Genomic DNA, 21717 nt, shown 5'->3' with positions numbered 1-21717 from the left:
AAATATTTGGAATGTAAAATTATAATATATTAATTAACTAGGGGGTTAAAAATGGGTATAACTAAATGGGTACTTGGCTTTGATGAGTCAGATATAACAGCATTGCAGGAAAGTCAACAAATTGATGCTGAGCAGTTTGAAAAAGTTTTTGGTGCATTAAAAGAATGGCAAGAAGCTCAAAAGATAGATGCTAAACAGTTTGAAGAGGTATTTAGTGCATTAAAAGAATGGCAAGAAGCTCAAAAGATAGATGTTGAGCAGTTTGAAAAAGTTTTTAGTGCATTAGAAGACAAGATTGGTACTAAGCAGTTTCAAGCTATGCAAGAGCACTTAAACGGCCTGCAAGAAAAAGTGGAAACACTTGCAGAGGCAGTAGCAGATCAACAAAAAATAATGGCAATTTGTATCATAGTCAGTGCTGTTGCCGCAATAGCAATAACTAGTTTTGTTGCATTCTGTATCTATCAGGGAGTTAAGCTTGATAAAGAGAAGAAAAACGACTTATCTAAAGATACGCCAGACGCAAAACTTAGTAATGTAGATACTACCGATGGTACTGAAAAACTACAGAATAACTTAAAAGTTGCAAACATATAGCTGCATAACACTTTTCTTGAAAAGGTGTTACGCAACTTGTAACACCTTACTCTTCTCTTAGTCTGCGTAGGTTTTTTTGATAGCAAACATATCACTTTTTAGAAAAATATTTGTATTGTAAAGTTAGTAAAGATTCTGGTTTACTTAAAGTTTGTTAATTGCTATCTTTTAAAACACGATATTTACTATAGCACCATATGCTTAGGGTTTTTTCTAAAATTTTATTTATATTAATGTTTTTGGTTTCTAGCTTTTTTACTGTGCATAGTGCTGAAGCTAAATCTAAGCTCAGTAAGAGATACATACCTCCTGGTAACCCTGGTGGTGCAAACTTTCATACAGATGAGGATTTTGCTGAGTCATATAAACTGTATGAGAAGCGTAGGGAATTGCTCAAGAAAAAAAAATTACAAGATCGAGCTATAAATAAAGAAGATCTAATCAAAAAATTAAAAGAGAAAAAAATTGCTAGTCTTGATAATGAGCCAAATGACATGGAAGCTTGCATAGTCGACGATGAAGAGAGCACTATGATAAATCAGCATGGTATTAATATCGCACGTTTAAGGGGTGCTGTATTTATAGATCAAGAGTCAGTTTTCCAGTATGAAAATAAGCAGCATGAAAGTGAACAACAAGAAGAGAAGAAAGTTACTTCAACACGAGAAAAGAAAGTTTCTCCTATAAATGTCACTATAAAAGAAACTCCATCAAGAAGAACGTGCTCACATGATTCTATTGCTAATTTGGATAACGTAGATGCTTATAGTTTGAATGGTTCAAGTTCATTTGGCAGTGTAGCTGACACAGTAAAATAGTATCACAATATTGGCCATTAATAATATGCTAGATAAAGACCTGATATTGAATGATAATACATATGAATTATCGCAGATTTCCAGGCACAAAACTCATGTTGTAGAAGTTGGAAAAGTAAAGATAGGTGGAAATAATCCTGTAGTTGTACAATCTATGGCGCTTGGCGTGCATATAGATTCTGATAATATAAAAAGTAGCGCAAAACATTATGCAAAAGAGATAACAGAACTAGCACGTGCAGGTTCAGAGTTAGTACGGATTGCTTTGAATTCAGAGGAGGTAGCAAGAGCAATACCTTATATAGTAGAAGAGATAAATAAAGAAGGCTTTGACGGTAAAATATTGGTAGGCTGTGGTCAGTATGAGCTAGATAAATTAGTTCAAGATTATCCAGACAACATCAAAATGCTGGGTAAAATTAGGATAAACCCAGGCAATATAGGTTTTGGCAACAAACGTGATGAGAAGTTTGAAAGGGTTATAGAGTATGCAATAATGCACGATCTTCCGGTTAGAATTGGGGTAAATTGGGGTAGTCTTGATAAATACCTTTTGCAAAAATTGATGGATGAAAACTCTTCGCTTAGTAATTCAAGGCCTTCTGATGTTATACTGCGCAAAGCACTTGTAATGTCTGCTCTTGATAGTGCAAAAAAAGCTGAAGAAATTGGTCTAAATTCAAACAAAATAATCATTTCATGTAAAGTTAGCAAAGTACAAGATTTAATTTTAGTTTATATGGCACTTGCAAAATCTTCCAATTATGCGCTGCATTTGGGTTTAACTGAGGCTGGTATGGGCAATAAAGGTGTGGTAAATACCGCAGCAGGGCTTACTTATTTATTGCAAAATGGCATTGGAGATACAATACGGGCTTCTTTGACTCAACGTCCTGGTGAATCGCGTACTAATGAAGTGGTGGTGTGTCAGGAAATATTGCAGTCTATAGGCTTGCGACACTTTAACCCTCAGGTTAATTCATGTCCTGGTTGTGGGCGCACGAGTAGCGATCGTTTTCGTATATTAACTGAAGAGGTGAATGGCTATATAAAAACTCATATGCCGATGTGGAAGAAAAAAAATCCAGGTGTAGAGCATATGAACATTGCTGTTATGGGATGCATAGTAAATGGTCCTGGAGAAAGCAAACACGCAAATTTGGGAATCAGCTTACCTGGATATGGAGAAAAACCTGTTTCAGCAGTCTACAAAAACGGCAAATATTTCAAAACTTTACAAGGTGATAATGTCTCTGAAGAATTTAAGGCAATTATTGATAATTATGTGAAGAAGCATTACACGTAACCTTTCACGGTTAATTAATAGATAAATCGCAAATAAAAAAGAAAATTAAACCTTGTTTTTCTTTTTTCGTTGGGAATGTTCAAAAAAGCATACGCGTCAAGTTAAGGAAAAGTGTAAGTAAAGTTGATAGAGTGAAGGAAAATAATAAGGTATAAATTCTCTTGGATATATGAATGAGAGAACTTACAATGGACAGAATAGCTTGCTTATCAAAAGACCTCAATGAATTCTTTAATGAAAAAGCAGACGAAATATCAATTGCAGTAGGTTTTATAAAAAGAAAGAGAAAACTTAATGGCTCATCATTCATAAAAGATATGGTTTTTGGTAACATAGGAGTTGATGATTGCAGCATAGAAACAATGTGTCAATTACTAAACGAGGACTCGATAGATATAACAAAACAAGGTTTGGATTTTAGATTTACTGAAGAAGCAGTGGAATTTATGAAAAGGATGTATAATGAATCTGTGGTTCTCTTTAAAAATATCTTGCAAGTTGATTGCAAAATCTTACAGCAATTTAATAGTGTTAAATTATTGGACAGTAGCTATATTACTCTACCTAACAGTATGGAAGAGATGTATAAAGGTTATGGTACTAGCTACAGTGGCTATGAAAGCAATACTAAGTCTGGAATAAAGTTACAATTAGTTTTCGACTACATGAATCAGATAATAGACCAACTTAATTTAACGGAGGGGGTAAGATCAGACCAGGGATATAGGAAACATTTAAGTAATATATTAAGCAATGATTTGCTAATATCTGATCTCGGTTATTTTGTGCCAAGTTCTTTTAAACAAATCAATGAAATAGGAGCTTATTTCATAAGTCGTTATAAATCCGATACCAACATATATGATGTAGAAACAAATCAAAAAATGGAGTTATTAGAATGTTTAGAGGATAAGTTATTTTTAGAAAACGAGGTATTGTTAGGAAAAGAAGCAAAAATTAGAGTAAGAATTATATGTCAGAAACTAACTGAAGAACAGTCTATGGCCAGAAGAAGGAAAGCTAATAGATTAGCAAGATCGCAGGGATATACATCCTCTAAAAGAAATCAAAAATTGTTGAACTGGTCAATATTTATAACTAATGTTCCAGAAAATAAAATTAGTGCTGAGCAAGTATTAACGATTTACAGAGTAAGGTGGCAAATTGAGTTATTATTTAAATTGTATAAAAGCCATATCAGGCTTGATAAGCTAAAAGGAAAGCCATGCAGAGTATTATGTGAACTATATGCTAAATTGTGCGCAATTCTTATATTTCACGGCATAGTTGGTTGCACAGAAGTGAAAAAGAATACAGAACTTAGCTTAACAAAGGCATTTATTGAGCTAAAAAGGCGGGTTAGAGAGTTATTTTTAGTATTAACCAAAATTAATAGTTTAAAAGCATTTCTTAAAAAACTCACTATAACTTGGTCGCGATTTTCATTAAAAGACAAACGTAGAAGGGCTAGAGTATCCACTTTAACCTCTCTAAATTTGCTCACAATCTCTTAACTTGACGCGTATGGTTCAAAAAAGTGTGTCAAACCGAAAAAAAAGTAATAAATTGATATAAAAAAAATGGAGGTTTGACTGACCTTACCCAGAAAAAGTGGAGAGAAAGTTTGGAATGTTTTTCACAAAGAGAATGATGAATCAAAATGCTCAGGAATGCAATAGTTATAGCATTTCTCATAATAGTCCGAACAGGTCATAGGAAGGCAGAATCAACAGCACGACGAAAGGATTCGAATAGAGGAATGTTTTTCCTGGCTCTGTTTTTTATAGCAAACCAATGATGCTCAATTTTGTTGAAATCTGGAGAATAAGGCGGCAGATACAAAATTTCTGCACCAACCCCTTTAGCAAGCTCGATAATCTTATCAGACTTATGAAAAGTAGCATTGTCAAGAATGACAGTCTGTCCAGGTTCCAAGATCGGTGTCAAAAATTGCTCAAACCATCCATTAAAAACATCCATATTACAGTGGCCTTCAAAGGTTAACGGAACAACTATCTTTCTTCCACTTAAGGCTGCAACCATACTGATTCGTTGAGTTTTCTTTCCAGATTTTAAGGCATAAAACCGCTGTCCTTTCTGGCAATATCCGTAGGGGTAGTCTTCGGTGTTATCAATGCCAGACTCATCTATATACACTAAGTTTTTAGGTTCTTTTGTCGCTATAATTTTCAAAAATTCAGCACGTTTTTCTTCGTTTCTTTCCTTGTATCCATATGTCTTTTTTTGCGCGTAAATCCAATTTTTTTAAGGGCTCGATAGATCGTTTGGATACTAACGTTGTTCCAAAGTTTAGCCATTTCCGATAGAGTCTTTCCTCCGTGTTCTCTGGCAAATTTGGCAAAGGTATCCCAGTCGGTAATTTTGTGATTGTAACCCCCATTTCCAAGTTTTTTTGATTGAAAGTCTCCTGTTTCTTTTCTTCTTTGCTGCCACTCCCATAAAGTAGTTCGTCCAATCTTAAATCTTGCTGCCACTGTTTCTCTGCTTTCTCCTTCGTCTAGCGCTTCCATTGCTTTTTTTCTTAAATCATAACTATATGCTGCTGGCATTCAACCTCCTTATCATCATCTACCCTTATCCTATCACATCCGGACTTTTATGGAAAGAGCTATAATAGTGACGTTGTTTGTTATAAAAAATTTCTATATATTCAAATATAGCAGTTTTGATATGCTGTTTAGAGTGCCGAGAGGTGTCTATTGGTAACTCCCTTTTTAGAGAACTGAAGAAGCTTTCCACAACAGAATTGTCGTAACAACAACCTTTATAACTCATCTATATTCTTTACAGCTAAGAGATATTGATACCCTTGCGCAGTATATTGTGAACCTTGGTCACTGTGCAGCAGTAGATTTTTAACAGGTTTACGCCTATTAATGGCCATTAATAAAGAGTTCATAACCAATTGTTTATTTATTGCACTACTCATTAACTACCATACGTGAGAATTATTGCTGCCAAATATAGCCATCCCTCCTTGGTTTTGATGTAAGTAATCCCATACTTTATTTGGTTGATCAACAATAAAGTTTTGATCTAGTATATTGGGAGCTACAGCTCTATTATCTGTTTGTTGTTTTTTAATTTTAAACTTTCTTTTCAGTATAGCCCTGATGTCATTTTTCTGCATAATACTTTGCACCGTTTTCAAATTGCAACTTTTACCCAAAGCCTTCAATTCAGCATGAATTTTAGGAGCTCCATATCTACATTTAGAAACTTGATATATTTTTTGAATAGCTGCGAGTAGCTCTTTATTTGCTGATTCTCTACTGCTTATTTTTCTTGTGGTCCACTTATAGTAGCCACTAGCAGAAAATCCTACATAATTCCTGTACTTTATAGCAGTTACTATGCTCTTTTATAAAAAAATATTTTACTCTTTTTGACTGGCCAGGGCTTTTTCTTAAATGTCTCTTTCCCTTGTTACTCTTGCTTTGTAAATCAAACCTCTCTTTGTCGTAAGGAGCCATGTTACCTCTACCTGGAAATGCATCTGCTGCCGACTTTTTTTCGTTGTGTTTCTTTATCCATTTTCCTAATAAACCACCCTTTATTCCTAAATCCTTTGCTATTTTTGTAATTGTTTGACCTGCCTTTCTTTGTTCATTTGCCAGTTTAACAGCTTCCAATTTGAATTCTGCCGTATATTCTCTTGCCATTTCTAATCCTCCAAAATTTTATTTTACCCGAAAAAACTCCTTTCTTTCTCTCCACTTTTTCTGGGTAAGGTCACTTGGCAACAGTTGCTCTACTTTCTCCTTCATCCAATGCTTCCATTGCTTCCATTGCTTTTTTCCTTAAGTCGTAACTATACGCTGCTGGCATACAAACCCCTCTACCATAAATCCATTCTTACCTTATTGGGATTATTATGAGAAGAGCTATAACTCTATGGGAGGGAAGCAAAATCTGGGATTCGGCCTTAATGGCATTAGCGTTGCATCAGCTTCACCCTCCCTGTGAGGTATTTTAGCTCTAATGCCTCACATCATAAAGATACAAGTGTCAAGCTACTTGGATGACAGGGGAGGGAGGCACTGGGATGACAGGAGAAGGTAGTGGGATGACACCCTGACAACCGTCATCCCGCTGCTTGTTAGCGGGATCTAGAGATACCGCGAATGAATCGCGGCATGACGTAGGACTGCTTTCATTCCAGTGCTTGACACTGGAATCCAGCCTTTCTGCAATCTCATCGAAAACGTTGTAACCACTTTCTATGCTAGTTTGCTTGTGAGCAACCTGGATTCCAGTGTCAAGCACTGGAATGACACCGTTATAAAGGAACCAGTGTCAGCTACTTGAATGACACAGTCTTTGCTTAAACCCGTAACGTTCGTACATTTTGCTAAAAGTTCAAATATCAACATCATGCACATTAAGTGCATTGCTATTAATAAAATCACGGCGTGGTTCAACTATATCACCCATTAATATTGAAAATATGGAATCAGCTTCTTCACAATCTTTTATTTCAACCTTTAATAAAGTTCTAGCCTCAGGATTTAACGTAGTATCCCATAGCTGATCGGCATTCATTTCACCAAGACCTTTAAATCTCTGCAGAGTTAAACCCTTTTTACCATAGTCCATTATTATTTTTGCAAGCGTACTTGGAGAAGTGATTCTTATTTCAGTTTCTTGTGACTTTAAAAATGAATCACCATTAAATAAATTACTTATACCATCAAGCAAACTTAATATGTTTTGCATATCTTTGCCTTCAAGCATACTAAGTGCAAATATATATTTGTCTGCCAATCCTTGAAACAATTTAGAGATATGAATTTCTTTTTCTTCATCTTTTATTTCCACTTCCCAAGTGTATTCGCTGTACATTAACTTCAAATACTTTAATATCTCATCAGCCGATGATAGAGCATTCTTTTTACTTAAAATTAGCAATGACTCTAAGAGATTTTGTGGTATTTCTCTATCATAATTTTTGCTAATATTAGAAGTGCTAACGCATTTATTCAAAATAAGGCGCAAGTTGTTAAATTCTGTAGCTGTACCACTTAGTGTTAATCTTTTAACTGCTGAGTTTATTATATACTCTTCAAAAGTTTCGTCATCTTTAATATAAGTGTCTTTGGCATTCTTTGTAACTTTATAGAGGGGTGGCTGTGCTATGTATAAGTAACCTTTTTCAATAACTTCACGCATATGTCTAAAAAAGAAAGTTAGAATCAAAGTTCTTATATGTGAACCATCAACATCTGCATCTGTCATGATGATAATTTTATGATATCTAGCTTTTTCAATATCGAAGTGTTCACTCCCTATTCCAGCACCAATTGCAGTAATTAAAGAGCCTATTTCTGCAGATGAAAAAATACGATCTAAACTTACACGTTCTACGTTTAGAATTTTTCCTCTTAAGGCAAGCACTGCTTGTGTTTTACGATTACGCCCCTGCTTTGCAGTACCACCTGCTGAATTACCCTCTACTATAAATAATTCCGATAACTCAGGAGCTTTTTCCTGACAATCAGCAAGCTTTCCTGGCAGAGTTGCAATATCAATACTGTTTTTGCTTTTAACTAGCTCGCGCGCTTTTCTTGCAGCTTCTCTTCCTTTTGCTGACCTGATTGCTCTTTCTACTATGCTTGCTGCCAATTTGGGATCAGTTTCAAGGATTGTGCTCAATTTATCAGAAACTATACTTTCTACAACTGCACGTGCTTCAGAACTAACTAGTTTATCTTTTGTTTGTGAAGAAAACTTAGGATCAGGCATCTTAAGAGATAAAACACAAGTTAAACCTTCTCTAACGTCCTCTCCAGTTAAATTTACTTTTGCTTTCTTTAAAAACCCTTCATTAGTTGCATAGGTATTGATACATCTAGTTAGTGCAGATCTAAATCCTGCCAAATGCGTACCACCATCTCGTTGCCGTATATTATTAGTGAAACACAACATATTCTCATAGTAGGAATCATTCCATTCCATCGATATTTCCAAGCTGATGCCAAGATCTTCTGCATCTCCTTTCATACTGGCAATTTTAGTTACATGTGTCTTATTCTTATCTAAATACTGCACAAAATTTGCTGTACCAAAATTGTCTTTAGATTGATTGCTCTGATTGAAATGAGATTCTGTATATGGTTCATTGCGCAGATCACGTAAAGTAATGTCGATATTTGAATTTAAAAATGCTAATTCTCTTATACGACTTTCAAGCGTTGAGTAACTGAAATTAATGCCATTAAAAGTCTCTGTTGATGGCATGAACGTGACTTTAGTTCCTCTTTTGTTTGTATTTTCGTTGACTACCTTTAAAGGTTCAATAGACTCACCATCTTCAAAACGCATAAAGTGTTCTTTCTTATTGCGCCAAATAATTAATTCCAACCAGCTTGATAATGCATTCACAACTGAGATTCCAACACCATGTAATCCCCCAGAAACTTTATAGGTATTGCTGTCAAATTTACCACCAGCATGGAGTTGAGTCATTATTACCTCTGCTGCTGATATTCCTTCTTCTTCATGAATGTCAGTTGGAATGCCACGACCATTATCAGTTACAGATACTGAACCATCTTTATTTATGCTAACTTCAATTTGATCACAATATCCAGCTAAAGATTCATCTATTGCGTTATCAACAACCTCATATACCATGTGGTGCAAGCCAGATCCATCGTCAGTGTCACCAATGTACATACCTGGACGTTTCCTTACAGCATCAAGACCCCTTAAGATTTTTATTGCATCGGCATTATAACTATTTTCCATGGTATTGCTTCGTTTATGAATGTTAATTAATATTACATTCATATATGCTGATTAGCAACATTTTTAAACTGATAACCCATATTAAAAGCACAACTTTACGAATGTTTATTTTTGAAGACAGCAAATAGTGTCATTCCAATGTGTCTTCCATAACTGTACGAACATTCATTTTTGAAGGTAAATTGCACAACAGATGATGTCATTCCAGTGCTTGACACTGGAATGGCTTTGTTGCATCGCTAGCTATGATGGATTAAAGATAAAAAAGATGGAGAATATCAGTAGCTTATTATTCTGGTATTTATAACAAGAACGGTCAATGAATACCTAAATTTGAGTAAAAGAAATTTCACTACCACTCACTAATCTGGCTAAAATTCAAGAATTTCAATGCTTTAGCTATTTTCAATAGAATTAAATTTATTAATATAAATAACAAATTACTATTCTTAAATTTGATCAGATTGATTGCAAAAAAACAAGATTTTCAATAGGTTACTTATAATCCTAACTATAGTTAGCCTTTCATAAGTAGCGATGCAACAAAGCCCACTGGAATCCAGAAATTTTGCTTATAACTGAGCTGATGAGCTAAAGGTAGTTGTCTTACGCTAAAACAAACGTTTTTAATTAAGTTGCATAGAAGCTGGATCCCAGTGTCTGGGCACTGGGATGACACCCCACTGGTGGGAATTGCTCCCAAACTACAACGTTCGTACAGTTGTGTGTGTCTTCCCATGGAGATTGCTCTCAAATCATAATGCTCATGCAGTTGCATGCTCGACTAATTAACAGAAAAATCTATAATTCAGTTTACGTATTTTCTTATCTCAGCCAAAATCTTATCAGATTGACTTTCGTCTGAATTTAAATCAGCTGCAAGGTGTGTAACATATTTTCCTCCAGGGCCAATAAGGTACATTATTGAAGAATGGTTGATTTCTTCTTCTCCACCAACTTTGCTAGCATATACTTTATACTTTGCAATTACTTCGTCTATTTTTTCTCTTTCACCAGTTAACATTTGTATTCTGTGGTCAAATTGCTGCTGAAATTCTTTAAGTCTTTCCGTGCTATCGCGCTCAGGATCGACTGTGATGAAGAATGTTTGTAGCTTGTTGTTAGTTTTCTCATCTAACTTTGCAAGTGTTTCTGAAATTATTCCAAGGTTCATAGGGCAAATTCTTTTGCATGAGGAAAACCCAAAGAAAATCATCATGTATTTATCTTTAAAATCACTACTGCGCAAGATCTGTCCGTCCTGATTAATTAAAGAAAAATCTCCGCCTATCTTAACTTCTGCGTTGTGAATCGCTGCTGGGGCAAATATGCCTTTTTTAGTGAAATAACAATAACCTAAAAAAACAACTGCTAATGCTACTAGCATATTAGATAACAATCTTATAAACCTTACCATTAGGGTGCTCTCAGTAAAATTAAATTGTATCTTTATTGGTTGATCTATTCAATATATTTATTCCAAAGTGTATTGTTAATTTTGTCTAACAGTTTCTTATGTTCATCAATTTCTTCACTATTTGGTGAATATTCTCTGGGAGTTAGATTACGCACTTTATGCTGAACGAACGTGGAGTTACTGTCCTGATTGCATTCATTATCAAATAGAAAGGTTTGTAACCCTCCTGTAAGTTCAACATATACCTTTGCAAGCAATTGAGCATCAACTAGTGCTCCGTGCAATTCTCTATTCTCTAGCGATATATCAAAACGCTTACATAATGCATTCAAAGAAGCAGGTGATCCTGCGAATTTTTTCCTTGCAAGAGGTAATGTATCTAGCACTCTATCTGAGGAAATTAACCCAGCATTCAGCTTGCTTAACTCCATGTTAAGGAACTTAACATCGAATTCAGCGTTGTGAATTACCAAAATATCATTAGATATAAAGTCAAGAAATTCAAGTGCAACATCTGAAAATAATGGTTTATCTTCTAAAAATTCTTCACTAATACCGTGAATCTTAAACGAGTGATAAGGTATATCTCTTTCTGGGTTAAGGTACCGATGGAATACTTTACCTGTTGGAATACGATTAATTAATTCCACACACCCTATTTCAATAATTCGATGACCAGATTCAGTGTCAAGACCTGTCGTTTCAGTGTCAAGTACTAGTTCGCGTAGCTTGCTTTCCATGGTTAACTCTAAATAAAACTAATCTTACTTGTCATTTGTCTTATCGTTACTTGTCTTTTTATAGTGAATAGAAACAAGCAACCAGCTTGGGTCTGATGAATTAACATTTTTTTTGAATTGCCATACATCCTCAACTTTATTAATAGTGGATGTACTACCTGATATGATATCTCCTTCATTGTTCTTAACGAAGTTAATTTGCTCTGAAAGGAAATATACTGCAATAAACACTACATTTTTTATTAGCTTTATTTCTAAAATCTTTTGTGAAACGATAGAAACAATTATAGACTCGTGCATCTCTTTACGATGTTTAATCTTTTTTGCGAAGTTGTTATATAAATCTTTATCCAAGAGAGATTCTAACTGGGACAAATTTCCTTGATTGAAATATTTTATTATTAATTCAAAAGCTATGCTTGAACCTTCTATAAAGTGGGAAATAGAAAAATCTTTGTTTTTTTTTAATATTTGTTCATAAGTAACTTTTATTGAATTTTCATCATTGCTATCAATGTAACCCTCAATGTTTTCTACTACATCTTCTCTACTTCGGCTTACATCCAATACACTAGTTAGCTTTTTTAGGTTGAGGTTGGCTGATCTTCCTAAAGAATTATACAAACGTGAAAAAATGAACGCTGCTAATAAAGCATATATTACAAGCTCTATCATAGTAACTCAACTCCTTGGCATATAAAGTATCCGAACATTATTAATTATTAATGAAAATATGTTTTTCATATCAACTTATAATCAGGTTTGCTATTCGTTTGTAAATGAATATATTATATAAGAAAGTATTAAATATCTCAACTTAATTAAAGGAGACATAAGAAATGCCACAACAAAAAATGAGAATTCACGGTCAATATGTTAAAGATCTATCATTTGAGAATCCGAATTCGCCATTCCTTTCTTCTAGTAAAGCTCCAGATATTAATGTAATGGTTAATATCAATTCAGCAAAATTAGAAGGGACGAAAAACAAAGAAGAAGTGAATGAAGAAAAATCTTTCCATGAAATTACTTTGCATATAGAAGTCAAAGCAACGGTAAAAGATGAAGGCATAAAAGATGGCGTAGCTTTCATTTGTGAGACGAAATATTGTGGTATTTTTTCAATAGAAAATTTAAAAGAGTTGAGTGAGGAAGAGGTAAGACAAGCTTTGTTTATTGGCGGACCTACTTTTCTTTTCCCTTTTGCAAGAGAAATAATTGCAAGAGTTACAAGTAGTGGTGGATTTCCCCCACTGATGCTAGATCCTATAGATTTTGAAACTATGTATGAGCAGCAAGGTCAACAACAAAAAAGTAACGGTAGTAATTCCAATTTTAACTAATATGATGTAACTTGATGAATAATTCTTTAAACGCAAAAACGACTTTAAACATTGACGGGAAGTCATACAACTATTTTAGCCTAAGTAGTGTTAGTGAATTTTTAGGAATAGATGTGACTAAATTGCCCTGCTCACTTAAGGTTCTGCTTGAAAATTTATTGCGCAATGAAGATGGAGTAAACGTAAAGCTGGATGACATAAGAGTGCTAGCAGACTGCGTTAATAAACACACTAATCACGAAATTAGCTATAAACCAGCAAGGGTGTTGATGCAAGATTTTACAGGGGTTCCTGCTGTTGTTGATCTAGCTTCAATGCGGAGCTATGTTAAGAAAAATGGAGGAAACCCGAGCAACATAAATCCGTCTGTACCGGTTGATCTTGTGATTGACCATTCTGTTCAAGTAGATAGTTATGGAAGTGTTTCCGCATTCAGTAAGAATGTTGAGCTAGAAGTAAAAAGAAATTTGGAGAGATATCAATTTTTAAAGTGGGGGGAATCGTCCTTCACAAATTTTAGAGTAGTGCCGCCTGGCACAGGGATTTGCCACCAAGTGAATCTTGAATATTTAGCGCAAGTTGTGTGTAATAATGATGGAGTCATATATCCTGACACTTTAGTTGGTACTGACAGCCATACTACAATGGTTAACGGATTATCAGTTCTTGGTTGGGGTGTTGGAGGCATAGAAGCTGAGTCTGTGATGCTTGGTCAACCAATTAGTATGGTGATTCCAGAAGTAGTTGGATTTAAATTAATTGGCAGATTGCCGGAAGGAGTAACTGCGACTGATTTAGTGCTGACGGTTACCAATATCCTAAGAACAAAAGGCGTTGTTGGTAAGTTTGTAGAATTTTATGGTGATGGTTTAGATTATTTATCTTTGGCAGATAGAGCCACTATAGCAAACATGGCCCCAGAGTATGGTGCAACTTGTGGGTTTTTTCCAATTGATCAGAAAACACTCGATTATTTACATTTAACAGGGCGACCAGAAAAGCTGATTAAGTTAGTTGAGGCTTATGCGAAAGAGCAAGGATTGTGGCGTGGCAATAATGAGTTAGCATTTTTTGACGCACTAGAACTTGATTTATCGAGCGTGAAGCCAGTAATGGCTGGTCCTAAAAGACCACAAGATAAGGTTTTTCTTTCACAAGTGGCAGAGTCTTTTTCTAAATCATTTTCAGTTAATGAGTCAAAGGAAAGCGATAAACTCCAAGATGGAAGTGTAGTTATTGCAGCAATAACAAGCTGCACTAATACCTCAAATCCAAGTGTGATGATTGCTGCAGGTCTTGTAGCTCGTAATGCAATTAAACTTGGATTAAAATCAAAGCCTTGGGTTAAAACTTCTCTTGCTCCAGGGTCACAAGTTGTAACAGAATATTTAGAAAAGTCTGGATTGCAGGTAGATCTAAATGCTTTGGGTTTTAATCTAGTTGGATATGGTTGCACAACTTGCATTGGGAATTCTGGTCCACTTAATAAAGATATAGAAAATGGCATTAAAAACAAAAACTTAACCGTTGCTGCAGTTTTATCTGGCAATCGTAACTTTGAAGGAAGAATTCATCCGTTAGTCAAAGCTAATTACTTGGCATCTCCGCCACTTGTTGTTGCATATGCACTTGCTGGTACTGTGCAAATTGATCTGACAAAAGATTCAATATGCAAAGATAAGAATGGAAATGATGTCTATCTCAAAGATATATGGCCAACAAACAATGAAATCGAAGATTGTGTTAAAAGTGTGGTAACACGTGAGATGTTCATACAAAAGTATAAGGATGTTTTTTCTGGTGATGAACATTGGCGAAAGATAAAGTGTGAAAAAAGTGAAATCTATAATTGGGATGCAAACAGCACTTACATACAAAATCCGCCTTATTTTGATAACTTATCACCTAAAAATAATAAAATCGATATAAAGGGTGCACAAATATTAGCAATGTTTGGCGATAGCATAACTACTGATCATATTTCCCCTGCGGGAAATATTGCCTCGAGTAGTCCTGCCGGTCTATATTTAAAAGGGCTTGGAATTGAACCACAGGATTTCAATTCATATGGATCTCGTCGTGGTAATCACAATGTAATGATGCGTGGGACTTTTGCTAACATTAGAATAAAAAATGAAATGGTTAGCACCGAAGGTGGATATACAAAATATATTCCTTCTCAAGAAACTATGCCAATTTTTGATGCGGCGATGCGCTACAAGGAAGCTCTCATCATTGTGGCAGGAAAGGAGTATGGCACAGGTTCAAGTAGGGATTGGGCAGCAAAGGGTACTTTATTGTTGGGGATTAAAGTTGTAATTGCAGAAAGCTTTGAGCGTATACATAGGTCCAACTTAGTTGGTATGGGTGTTCTTCCACTTATATTCCAAAATGGAATAACCAGAAAGATATTTGATGGTAGCGAGGTAATAAGCATAAAAGGTGAAATAGTGCCGAGTGGAAATCTAGAATGTATCATCAAAAGAAAGGATAATTCAAGGCAATCAATTCAACTCAAATGCTGTGTACAAACCGCAACTGAGACTAAATACTTGATGTGTGGTGGAGTGTTGAGCTACATACTTGCACAATCTTTTTGATTTAGTGAAGTTATTGCATGGACTTCTTTTAGCCAGCCCTGATCCCTTTGTAAATAGCAATTTGCTCTGCGCAAAGTTATGATATAATTTCACCATACATATGGTGTCGGAGTATTTTTTGGAGATAATTATATATGATAAGCTCTATACAAGAACCTAATGAACTCAGAAAACGTTTACAAGGATTTTATCGTACTGATGAAAAGAGTTATATACGTTATCTTGTAGAAAAAGCAGAGCTTTCGGCTGATTCAAAAAATAGAATTTATAATATAGCAAAACAAGTTATTGAAAAAATCAAACACAATAAATTAAGTATTGTAGATTCCTTTATGCAGCAATACTCGCTTTCCAATGATGAAGGAATAGCGCTTATGTGTCTTGCTGAGTCACTACTTAGAATACCAGATGATTATACAATAGACGAGCTAATCAAAGATAAAATTGCCAATCAGGAATGGAATAAATATTTAGGGCACTCTTCTTCGTTGTTTGTTAATGCTTCCACATGGAGCTTGATGATAGGTAGCAGTATATTGAGAGATAATGAAGGCGATTCGAAGTTCTATTACGCAATTTCTAAGTTACTTAAGAATTTAGGAGAACCGATCATTCGCAAAGCAGTAAAACAAGCAATGTCTATGCTTGGTAATCATTTTGTTGTTGGAGAAACCATAGAAGAAGCTTTAAGGTACGCAAAACTAGATGACAATAGTAAGTTTTTATACTCTTTTGATATGCTTGGCGAAGCTGCTCACACAACTGAGGATGCAGAAGAGTATTTTAATTCATACATGCACTCAATAAAAGCTATAGGTGAATCCACTGAAATAAATGATTGTTTTAAATCCCATGGAATTTCAATCAAACTTTCTGCTTTACACCCACGTTATGAATTTAGTCAATTTGGCCGAATTGCTGGTGAGATATTCACTAAGGTTTTAGAGCTCTGCCGCGAGGCAAAAAAATACAACATTTCACTATGCATAGACGCAGAAGAAACAGAAAGGCTTGAAATTTCCTTAATCTTGTTTGAACAATTACGGCTTGATGAATCACTTTCTGAGTGGGAAGGGCTCGGCTTGGCTGTACAAGCATATCAAAAACGTGCTTTATCTGTTCTTGACTTTGTAGAGGATGTTGCTATTCGATCAAATCATAAAATTATGGTGAGGCTTGTAAAAGGTGCATATTGGGATTCAGAAATCAAGTGTACGCAAGAATTGGGATTAAATGATTACTCAGTATTTACAAGAAAAAGCTATACTGACGTATCTTACCTCGTGTGCGCACAGAAACTTTTGAGTAAACCAAACAGCTTTTACCCATGCTTTGGAACTCATAACGTCTATACTTTTGCTTCTATCATGGAACTTGCTGATAAAAACCACCCTGGATTTGAATTTCAACGCTTACATGGAATGGCAAAAGACTTATATGATTATGCAATGTCAGAGCTTGCAACAAATGTTAGCTGTCGTGTCTACGCACCCGTTGGGGAACATAGTGACTTGTTGCCTTATCTTATAAGACGCCTTCTTGAAAATGGAGCTAATAGTTCGTTTGTTAATCAAATAAGTGATCCTAACGTTAAAATCGATGAGTTAATTTCAGATCCACTGGAAAAAGCTATAAATTTTAATTATGAACCTCATCCAGGCATTCCATTACCACAAGATATTTTGGGACCAGAAAGAAAAAATTCCTTGGGGATGGATATTAGTGATTCTGTGATAGTCTCACAATTTGCAGATGATATAAAGGGTTTTAGTGAAAAAAAGTGGCAAGTTGGACCAATAATTGATGGAAAAGCACTATTTGATAATGCTGAATTTATCGAAGTAGTGAATCCTGCACATTTGGAAAATGTAATTGGAGAAGTGTCAAGTGCAACAAGCGATCAAGCTTTAAACGCTCTTGAAATAGCACATAGTGCTTTTGCTAAGTGGCAGAATGTTTCAGCAGAAGAGCGCGCTAAATGCCTTGAAAAAGCTGCAGATTTGCTTGAGGAAAGGATGAAAGAGTTAATTTACATTCTGATTGTGGAAGCAGGAAAAATTTTATCCGATGCAATAGCAGAAGTAAGAGAGGCAATCGACTTTCTGCGTTGTTATGCAATGATAGCAAAAAATGAACTGAGCGACTGGAAAAAATTGCCGGGCCCAACAGGTGAAGATAACTTCATCTTTTTTGAAGGCAGAGGAGTTTTCTTATGCATATCACCGTGGAATTTTCCGCTCGCTATCTTCATTGGGCAGGTCTCAGCTGCACTTGCAGCAGGTAATGCAGTGCTGGCAAAACCGGCAGAGCAAACGCCGATTATTGCCTACGAAGCTGTTAAGATACTACATGAAGCTGGGATACCAAAGAATGTGTTACACCTCATTCCTGGGGATGGTGGATATTTAGGCAAAATATTAGTTCCAGACAATAGAATTGCCGGAGTAGCTTTTACTGGCTCAACACAAACTGCTCAAATAATCAATAAAATGCTTGCAAATAGGGATGGTCCTATCGTACCACTTATTGCTGAAACAGGAGGGCTCAATGCTATGATAGTTGATAGCTCTGCTCTCTTAGAGCAAGTGACTACGGATGTTTTGCTTTCTGCGTTTCGCAGCGCTGGCCAACGCTGTTCTGCGCTTAGAGTGCTGTTTATTCAAGAGGACATAGCAGAGAAGCAGATAAAAATGATATGCGGTGCAGCGCAAGAACTCAAGATTGGTGACCCAATACAACTTAGTACTGATATTGGTCCAATAATTGATAAAGCATCTATCGATATGCTAACTCAACATACGCAAAAAATGTCAGAGGATGAAGATTCAAATCTGTTATTTAAAGTACCCATGGATACAAATTCTCATAATGGTTATTTCTTTCCTCCATATATTTATGAGATACAAAAAATTTCGCAATTAAAGCAAGAGGTATTTGGTCCTATTTTACATATCATACGTTTTAACAAGTCACAATTAAATGAAGTTATAAGTGATATAAATAGTACTGGATATGGGCTTACGTTTTCTTTGCAGAGTCGTATACAAAGTCAAATTGACACTATAAGTAAAAAAATATCAGTTGGAAATGTCTACATCAACCGTAACCAGATAGGTGCAGCAGTTGGGATACAACCATTTGGTGGTAGAGGACTATCTGGCACTGGGCCAAAAGCTGGTGGTCCTCATTATTTACAGCGTTTTTCTACAGAAAAAGTTGTAAGTGTTAACACTACAGCATTTGGTGGTAACACTACACTTATGTGTTTGGATTAATTTGCAGGCCCTAATTTTTCTTACCCCTAAACTAGACGTTCGTGCAGTTATGTACACAGCGCTAAAATCCGAAAAGGACCAGCTCATGCACTGAAATAAATCGTATCCGTTCAGCCAATGGCGTCAACTTAAGAACTTTCATTAGCAAACTCTCCTAAAGACATGATGGCGTTTAGGCTTATCTACTTTATTGCGGCTGTCCCGGTCGGATTTTAACTTTAGCGCATATATAGCTCTTTCCATAAAAGTCCGGATGTGATAGGATAAGGGTAGATGATGATAAGGAGGTTGAATGCCAGCAGCATATAGTTATGATTTAAGAAAAAAAGCAATGGAAGCGCTAGACGAAGGAGAAAGCAGAGAAACAGTGGCAGCAAGATTTAAGATTGGACGAACTACTTTATGGGAGTGGCAGCAAAGAAGAAAAGAAACAGGAGACTTTCAATCAAAAAAACTTGGAAATGGGGGTTACAATCACAAAATTACCGACTGGGATACCTTTGCCAAATTTGCCAGAGAACACGGAGGAAAGACTCTATCGGAAATGGCTAAACTTTGGAACAACGTTAGTATCCAAACGATCTATCGAGCCCTTAAAAAAATTGGATTTACGCGCAAAAAAAGACATATGGATACAAGGAAAGAAACGAAGAAAAACGTGCTGAATTTTTGAAAATTATAGCGACAAAAGAACCTAAAAACTTAGTGTATATAGATGAGTCTGGCATTGATAACACCGAAGACTACCCCTACGGATATTGCCAGAAAGGACAGCGGTTTTATGCCTTAAAATCTGGAAAGAAAACTCAACGAATCAGTATGGTTGCAGCCTTAAGTGGAAGAAAGATAGTTGTTCCGTTAACCTTTGAAGGCCACTGTAATATGGATGTTTTTAATGGATGGTTTGAGCAATTTTTGACACCGATCTTGGAACCTGGACAGACTGTCATTCTTGACAATGCTACTTTTCATAAGTCTGATAAGATTATCGAGCTTGCTAAAGGGGTTGGTGCAGAAATTTTGTATCTGCCGCCTTATTCTCCAGATTTCAACAAAATTGAGCATCATTGGTTTGCTATAAAAAACAGAGCCAGGAAAAACATTCCTCTATTCGAATCCTTTCGTCGTGCTGTTGATTCTGCCTTCCTATGACCTGTTCGGACTATTATGAGAAATGCTATACTTAAAAAGGGCTTGAAAGTTTTTTGGCGCAATAAGTACCTGATAGAGTTTCTGTCTCATTACACTAAATAAAACTGAAAAATTTAAACGATACTCAGTAATTTGATCTGGGTTCCAAGGCCCTTGTGCATCACATATATGAAGCGATAATATATTGCACATGACCAAGTTTGCCCAAAATTCTTGTAATACAGCCTCTCCAGAAAAATTCTCTAACTCTGCTCCTACTTTGAGTCGTTTCCTCTATGTGCCACCTTAACACATAAGCTTTGCTCCAAAGTCTCGGTCAAAAACTCTGTTTCTCAGTTGGCTAATGTCAGCACTATAACTCTTACTTTCTGTCCTTTCATTTTATTTTTTAGCTTTTCATTTTCTAATATAAAATCAAAATCTAATTCGCCAGCGTTCCCATAGCTTACTATAATTTCTTTTTTGCAAGCGAAAAATAAAATCTACTTCCAAATCATAATGCTGCTGAATGAATTTTACTGAAGACAATCATAGATAAATAATAATTTCTCTTGATTTAATAAACGCATTTGAGTGATAACTTCGGGTAATTGCTCTGCCGCCAACGTTTGTTCACCTATATTCCAAGCTGCAAGACGAGCACTGCAAATCAATGAAGTACACAAATCAACAAACAAATTGCCAATGGTGCCTGTTGTTCCATTTGGTTCAAACTCGGATACAATTTCCCCAGAGCTGGGTAATCTCATACCAGAACCATCTGCTGCAATAAGTCTATAGCCTCTCCAACTCAGGTTCATCCTGATAGGCTGTTTGGATGCTTAAATTCTTGAAAGCCTGTATGGCAAATCTTATACCTTGCTTTAGAAAAAGCTTGCTTTGAGGGTACATGTCAATGGCTCCATAAGTTCACATTCTATTCCCAAACTTTTTTTAACTAACTTTAAAATCATAGAAAATACTGTCGAAAAAGGAAGTTTTCTTGTTCGTGTAAAACTCAACACAATGGATTTTCTGAAAAGTTTTCGAGTATATTGCATTTTTAATTTGTAAGATAAGATCTTTTCCTTTTTGCATGCTTCACCTAAAAAAGACACATTTTAAACTTTTTTGTTGCAATAAAATAGAAACAAAAGTGCTGTCCCTTGCACTCTTTGGATAATTTAATGATAAAAAATTTGGAGAGAAATTTTATACACAATCTCTGACATTTTTCCTTAAGTTGACGCCATTGTGTGAACGGTTACGGTTTCCCGTCTTCACCATGCTATATAGAAAAAAGTCTGGATTCCAATTTGCATGACAATATGGAGTATCTGCTTCTTTCATCCCAGTGGGATCTTTTATTCCATTTTATTAACAGTTTGTTTTGCAGTATCAAACAATTTTAATCCTATAATCCCGAATGTAACTAAAATAAAGCATATTACTTCGAATAAATTAACTGGTTCATCAAATAGGTAAACTCCAAGTATCGAAGCTCCTATAGCGCCCACTCCAGTCCAAATTGCATAGCATACTCCGATAGGTATAGAACGTGTAGCAAGCGAAAGTAAATATGTACTAAGAGCCATGGAGAATATGCTAATTATTGATGGTACGAGATGAGTAAATCCATAACTATGCTTAAGTGTTATGACCCAGAACACTTCAATTAGTGACGATAAGAGTAAATATATCCAATTCATGCATAAATTTTTA

18 protein-coding genes and 1 pseudogene are annotated in these 21717 nt (G+C 35.5%); 8 read left to right on the top strand and 11 right to left on the bottom strand.

Annotated features, from left to right (window positions below; genetic code table 11):
• The first annotated feature begins 51 nt into the window (after positions 1 to 51).
• The 4 genes from AAGD84_RS01890 (at position 52) to AAGD84_RS01875 (ending at position 4235) form a co-directional block, all read left to right on the top strand.
• Positions 52 to 597 carry a hypothetical protein gene (locus AAGD84_RS01890; RefSeq protein ID WP_151807755.1) on the top strand — a complete coding sequence of 182 codons (546 nt, stop codon included), beginning with the start codon at positions 52 to 54 and terminating at the stop codon, positions 595 to 597.
• Positions 598 to 794: 197 nt separating this feature from the next.
• Positions 795 to 1415, top strand: a complete 621-nt coding sequence (locus AAGD84_RS01885; RefSeq protein ID WP_070356736.1) for a TRP75-related protein — start codon at positions 795 to 797, stop codon at positions 1413 to 1415.
• Between the two features lie 25 nt (positions 1416 to 1440).
• On the top strand, positions 1441 to 2721 hold the full coding sequence (ispG, locus tag AAGD84_RS01880) for a flavodoxin-dependent (E)-4-hydroxy-3-methylbut-2-enyl-diphosphate synthase (protein WP_341818080.1): 1281 nt from the start codon (positions 1441 to 1443) through the stop codon (positions 2719 to 2721).
• Between the two features lie 188 nt (positions 2722 to 2909).
• Positions 2910 to 4235, top strand: coding sequence for an IS4 family transposase (locus AAGD84_RS01875; protein ID WP_410541712.1), 1326 nt, complete (start codon positions 2910 to 2912; stop codon positions 4233 to 4235).
• Positions 4236 to 4431: 196 nt separating this feature from the next.
• Here AAGD84_RS01875 and AAGD84_RS01870 read toward each other — a convergent pair.
• The 9 genes from AAGD84_RS01870 to AAGD84_RS01835 form a co-directional block, all read right to left on the bottom strand.
• Positions 4432 to 5291 (bottom strand): IS630 family transposase gene (locus AAGD84_RS01870; RefSeq protein ID WP_264705388.1). Its coding sequence is split into 2 segments (ribosomal slippage): positions 4432 to 4967 and positions 4967 to 5291, totalling 861 coding nucleotides; the frame shifts between segments, so codons are not numbered across the junction.
• Between the two features lie 25 nt (positions 5292 to 5316).
• Positions 5317 to 5517 (bottom strand): IS3 family transposase, encoded by a 201-nt coding sequence (locus tag AAGD84_RS07505; RefSeq protein WP_353271890.1) that lies wholly within the window; start codon positions 5515 to 5517, stop codon positions 5317 to 5319.
• Positions 5507 to 5671 (bottom strand): DDE-type integrase/transposase/recombinase, encoded by a 165-nt coding sequence (locus AAGD84_RS01865; protein WP_341818073.1) that lies wholly within the window; start codon positions 5669 to 5671, stop codon positions 5507 to 5509. Before AAGD84_RS01865 ends, AAGD84_RS07505 begins: the two co-directional genes overlap by 11 nt.
• Positions 5672 to 5674: 3 nt before the next feature.
• Positions 5675 to 5971 carry an IS3 family transposase gene (locus AAGD84_RS01860; RefSeq protein WP_231115910.1) on the bottom strand — a complete coding sequence of 99 codons (297 nt, stop codon included), beginning with the start codon at positions 5969 to 5971 and terminating at the stop codon, positions 5675 to 5677.
• A 79-nt stretch (positions 5972 to 6050) separates the two neighbouring features.
• On the bottom strand, positions 6051 to 6404 hold the full coding sequence (locus AAGD84_RS01855; protein ID WP_341818078.1) for a transposase: 354 nt from the start codon (positions 6402 to 6404) through the stop codon (positions 6051 to 6053).
• A 697-nt stretch (positions 6405 to 7101) separates the two neighbouring features.
• Positions 7102 to 9489, bottom strand: coding sequence for a DNA topoisomerase (ATP-hydrolyzing) subunit B (gene gyrB, locus AAGD84_RS01850; protein WP_264723442.1), 2388 nt, complete (start codon positions 9487 to 9489; stop codon positions 7102 to 7104).
• An 808-nt stretch (positions 9490 to 10297) separates the two neighbouring features.
• Positions 10298 to 10906: an SCO family protein gene (locus AAGD84_RS01845; protein ID WP_264723244.1), complete on the bottom strand. Its 609-nt coding sequence runs from the start codon at positions 10904 to 10906 to the stop codon at positions 10298 to 10300.
• A gap of 44 nt (positions 10907 to 10950) precedes the next feature.
• On the bottom strand, positions 10951 to 11646 hold the full coding sequence (gene dnaQ, locus AAGD84_RS01840; protein WP_264723245.1) for a DNA polymerase III subunit epsilon: 696 nt from the start codon (positions 11644 to 11646) through the stop codon (positions 10951 to 10953).
• A 24-nt stretch (positions 11647 to 11670) separates the two neighbouring features.
• Positions 11671 to 12321: a Tim44/TimA family putative adaptor protein gene (locus AAGD84_RS01835; protein WP_264723246.1), complete on the bottom strand. Its 651-nt coding sequence runs from the start codon at positions 12319 to 12321 to the stop codon at positions 11671 to 11673.
• Between the two features lie 164 nt (positions 12322 to 12485).
• Here AAGD84_RS01835 and secB point away from each other — a divergent pair, with 164 nt between their 5' ends.
• The 4 genes from secB (at position 12486) to AAGD84_RS01815 (ending at position 20016) form a co-directional block, all read left to right on the top strand.
• Positions 12486 to 12989 (top strand): protein-export chaperone SecB, encoded by a 504-nt coding sequence (gene secB / locus AAGD84_RS01830; RefSeq protein WP_006279761.1) that lies wholly within the window; start codon positions 12486 to 12488, stop codon positions 12987 to 12989.
• Positions 12990 to 13003: 14 nt separating this feature from the next.
• Entirely contained in the window at positions 13004 to 15589 is a 2586-nt protein-coding gene (gene acnA / locus AAGD84_RS01825) for an aconitate hydratase AcnA (RefSeq protein WP_236514421.1), read from the top strand.
• 134 nt (positions 15590 to 15723) lie between these two features.
• Positions 15724 to 18864: a bifunctional proline dehydrogenase/L-glutamate gamma-semialdehyde dehydrogenase PutA gene (gene putA, locus AAGD84_RS01820; RefSeq protein WP_264723249.1), complete on the top strand. Its 3141-nt coding sequence runs from the start codon at positions 15724 to 15726 to the stop codon at positions 18862 to 18864.
• Between the two features lie 292 nt (positions 18865 to 19156).
• Positions 19157 to 20016, top strand: a protein-coding gene (locus tag AAGD84_RS01815) for an IS630 family transposase (RefSeq protein WP_264705388.1) whose coding sequence is annotated in 2 segments (ribosomal slippage) — positions 19157 to 19481 and positions 19481 to 20016 — 861 coding nt in all. Because the reading frame shifts where the segments join, the coding sequence is not laid out codon by codon here.
• Positions 20017 to 20049: 33 nt separating this feature from the next.
• Here AAGD84_RS01815 and AAGD84_RS01810 read toward each other — a convergent pair.
• Positions 20050 to 21093, bottom strand: a pseudogene (locus AAGD84_RS01810) (transposase); the annotation flags it as partial.
• A 266-nt stretch (positions 21094 to 21359) separates the two neighbouring features.
• Positions 21360 to 21704, bottom strand: coding sequence for a DMT family transporter (locus AAGD84_RS01805; RefSeq protein ID WP_265038045.1), 345 nt, complete (start codon positions 21702 to 21704; stop codon positions 21360 to 21362).
• Between the last annotated feature and the right edge of the window lie 13 nt (positions 21705 to 21717).

Source organism: Wolbachia endosymbiont (group A) of Andrena fulva (genome assembly GCF_964026815.1).
GTDB classification, from domain to species: Bacteria; Pseudomonadota; Alphaproteobacteria; order Rickettsiales; family Anaplasmataceae; genus Wolbachia; species Wolbachia pipientis.
The sequence above is the reverse complement of the archived record's forward strand: the minus strand, read 5'-3'. Positions and strand labels throughout refer to the sequence as shown.

Coding starts and splice junctions, on each gene's coding strand:
- putA (WP_264723249.1), top strand. CDS start 15,724: ATGATAAGCTCTATACAAGAACCTAATGAACTCAGAAAACGTTTACAA.
- AAGD84_RS01835 (WP_264723246.1), bottom strand. CDS start 12,321: ATGATAGAGCTTGTAATATATGCTTTATTAGCAGCGTTCATTTTTTCA.
- AAGD84_RS01845 (WP_264723244.1), bottom strand. CDS start 10,906: ATGGTAAGGTTTATAAGATTGTTATCTAATATGCTAGTAGCATTAGCA.
- AAGD84_RS07505 (WP_353271890.1), bottom strand. CDS start 5,517: ATGAGTTATAAAGGTTGTTGTTACGACAATTCTGTTGTGGAAAGCTTC.
- acnA (WP_236514421.1), top strand. CDS start 13,004: ATGAATAATTCTTTAAACGCAAAAACGACTTTAAACATTGACGGGAAG.
- ispG (WP_341818080.1), top strand. CDS start 1,441: ATGCTAGATAAAGACCTGATATTGAATGATAATACATATGAATTATCG.
- AAGD84_RS01890 (WP_151807755.1), top strand. CDS start 52: ATGGGTATAACTAAATGGGTACTTGGCTTTGATGAGTCAGATATAACA.
- AAGD84_RS01875 (WP_410541712.1), top strand. CDS start 2,910: ATGGACAGAATAGCTTGCTTATCAAAAGACCTCAATGAATTCTTTAAT.
- AAGD84_RS01805 (WP_265038045.1), bottom strand. CDS start 21,704: ATGAATTGGATATATTTACTCTTATCGTCACTAATTGAAGTGTTCTGG.
- AAGD84_RS01865 (WP_341818073.1), bottom strand. CDS start 5,671: ATGAGTAGTGCAATAAATAAACAATTGGTTATGAACTCTTTATTAATG.
- AAGD84_RS01855 (WP_341818078.1), bottom strand. CDS start 6,404: ATGGCAAGAGAATATACGGCAGAATTCAAATTGGAAGCTGTTAAACTG.
- secB (WP_006279761.1), top strand. CDS start 12,486: ATGCCACAACAAAAAATGAGAATTCACGGTCAATATGTTAAAGATCTA.
- gyrB (WP_264723442.1), bottom strand. CDS start 9,489: ATGGAAAATAGTTATAATGCCGATGCAATAAAAATCTTAAGGGGTCTT.
- dnaQ (WP_264723245.1), bottom strand. CDS start 11,646: ATGGAAAGCAAGCTACGCGAACTAGTACTTGACACTGAAACGACAGGT.
- AAGD84_RS01885 (WP_070356736.1), top strand. CDS start 795: ATGCTTAGGGTTTTTTCTAAAATTTTATTTATATTAATGTTTTTGGTT.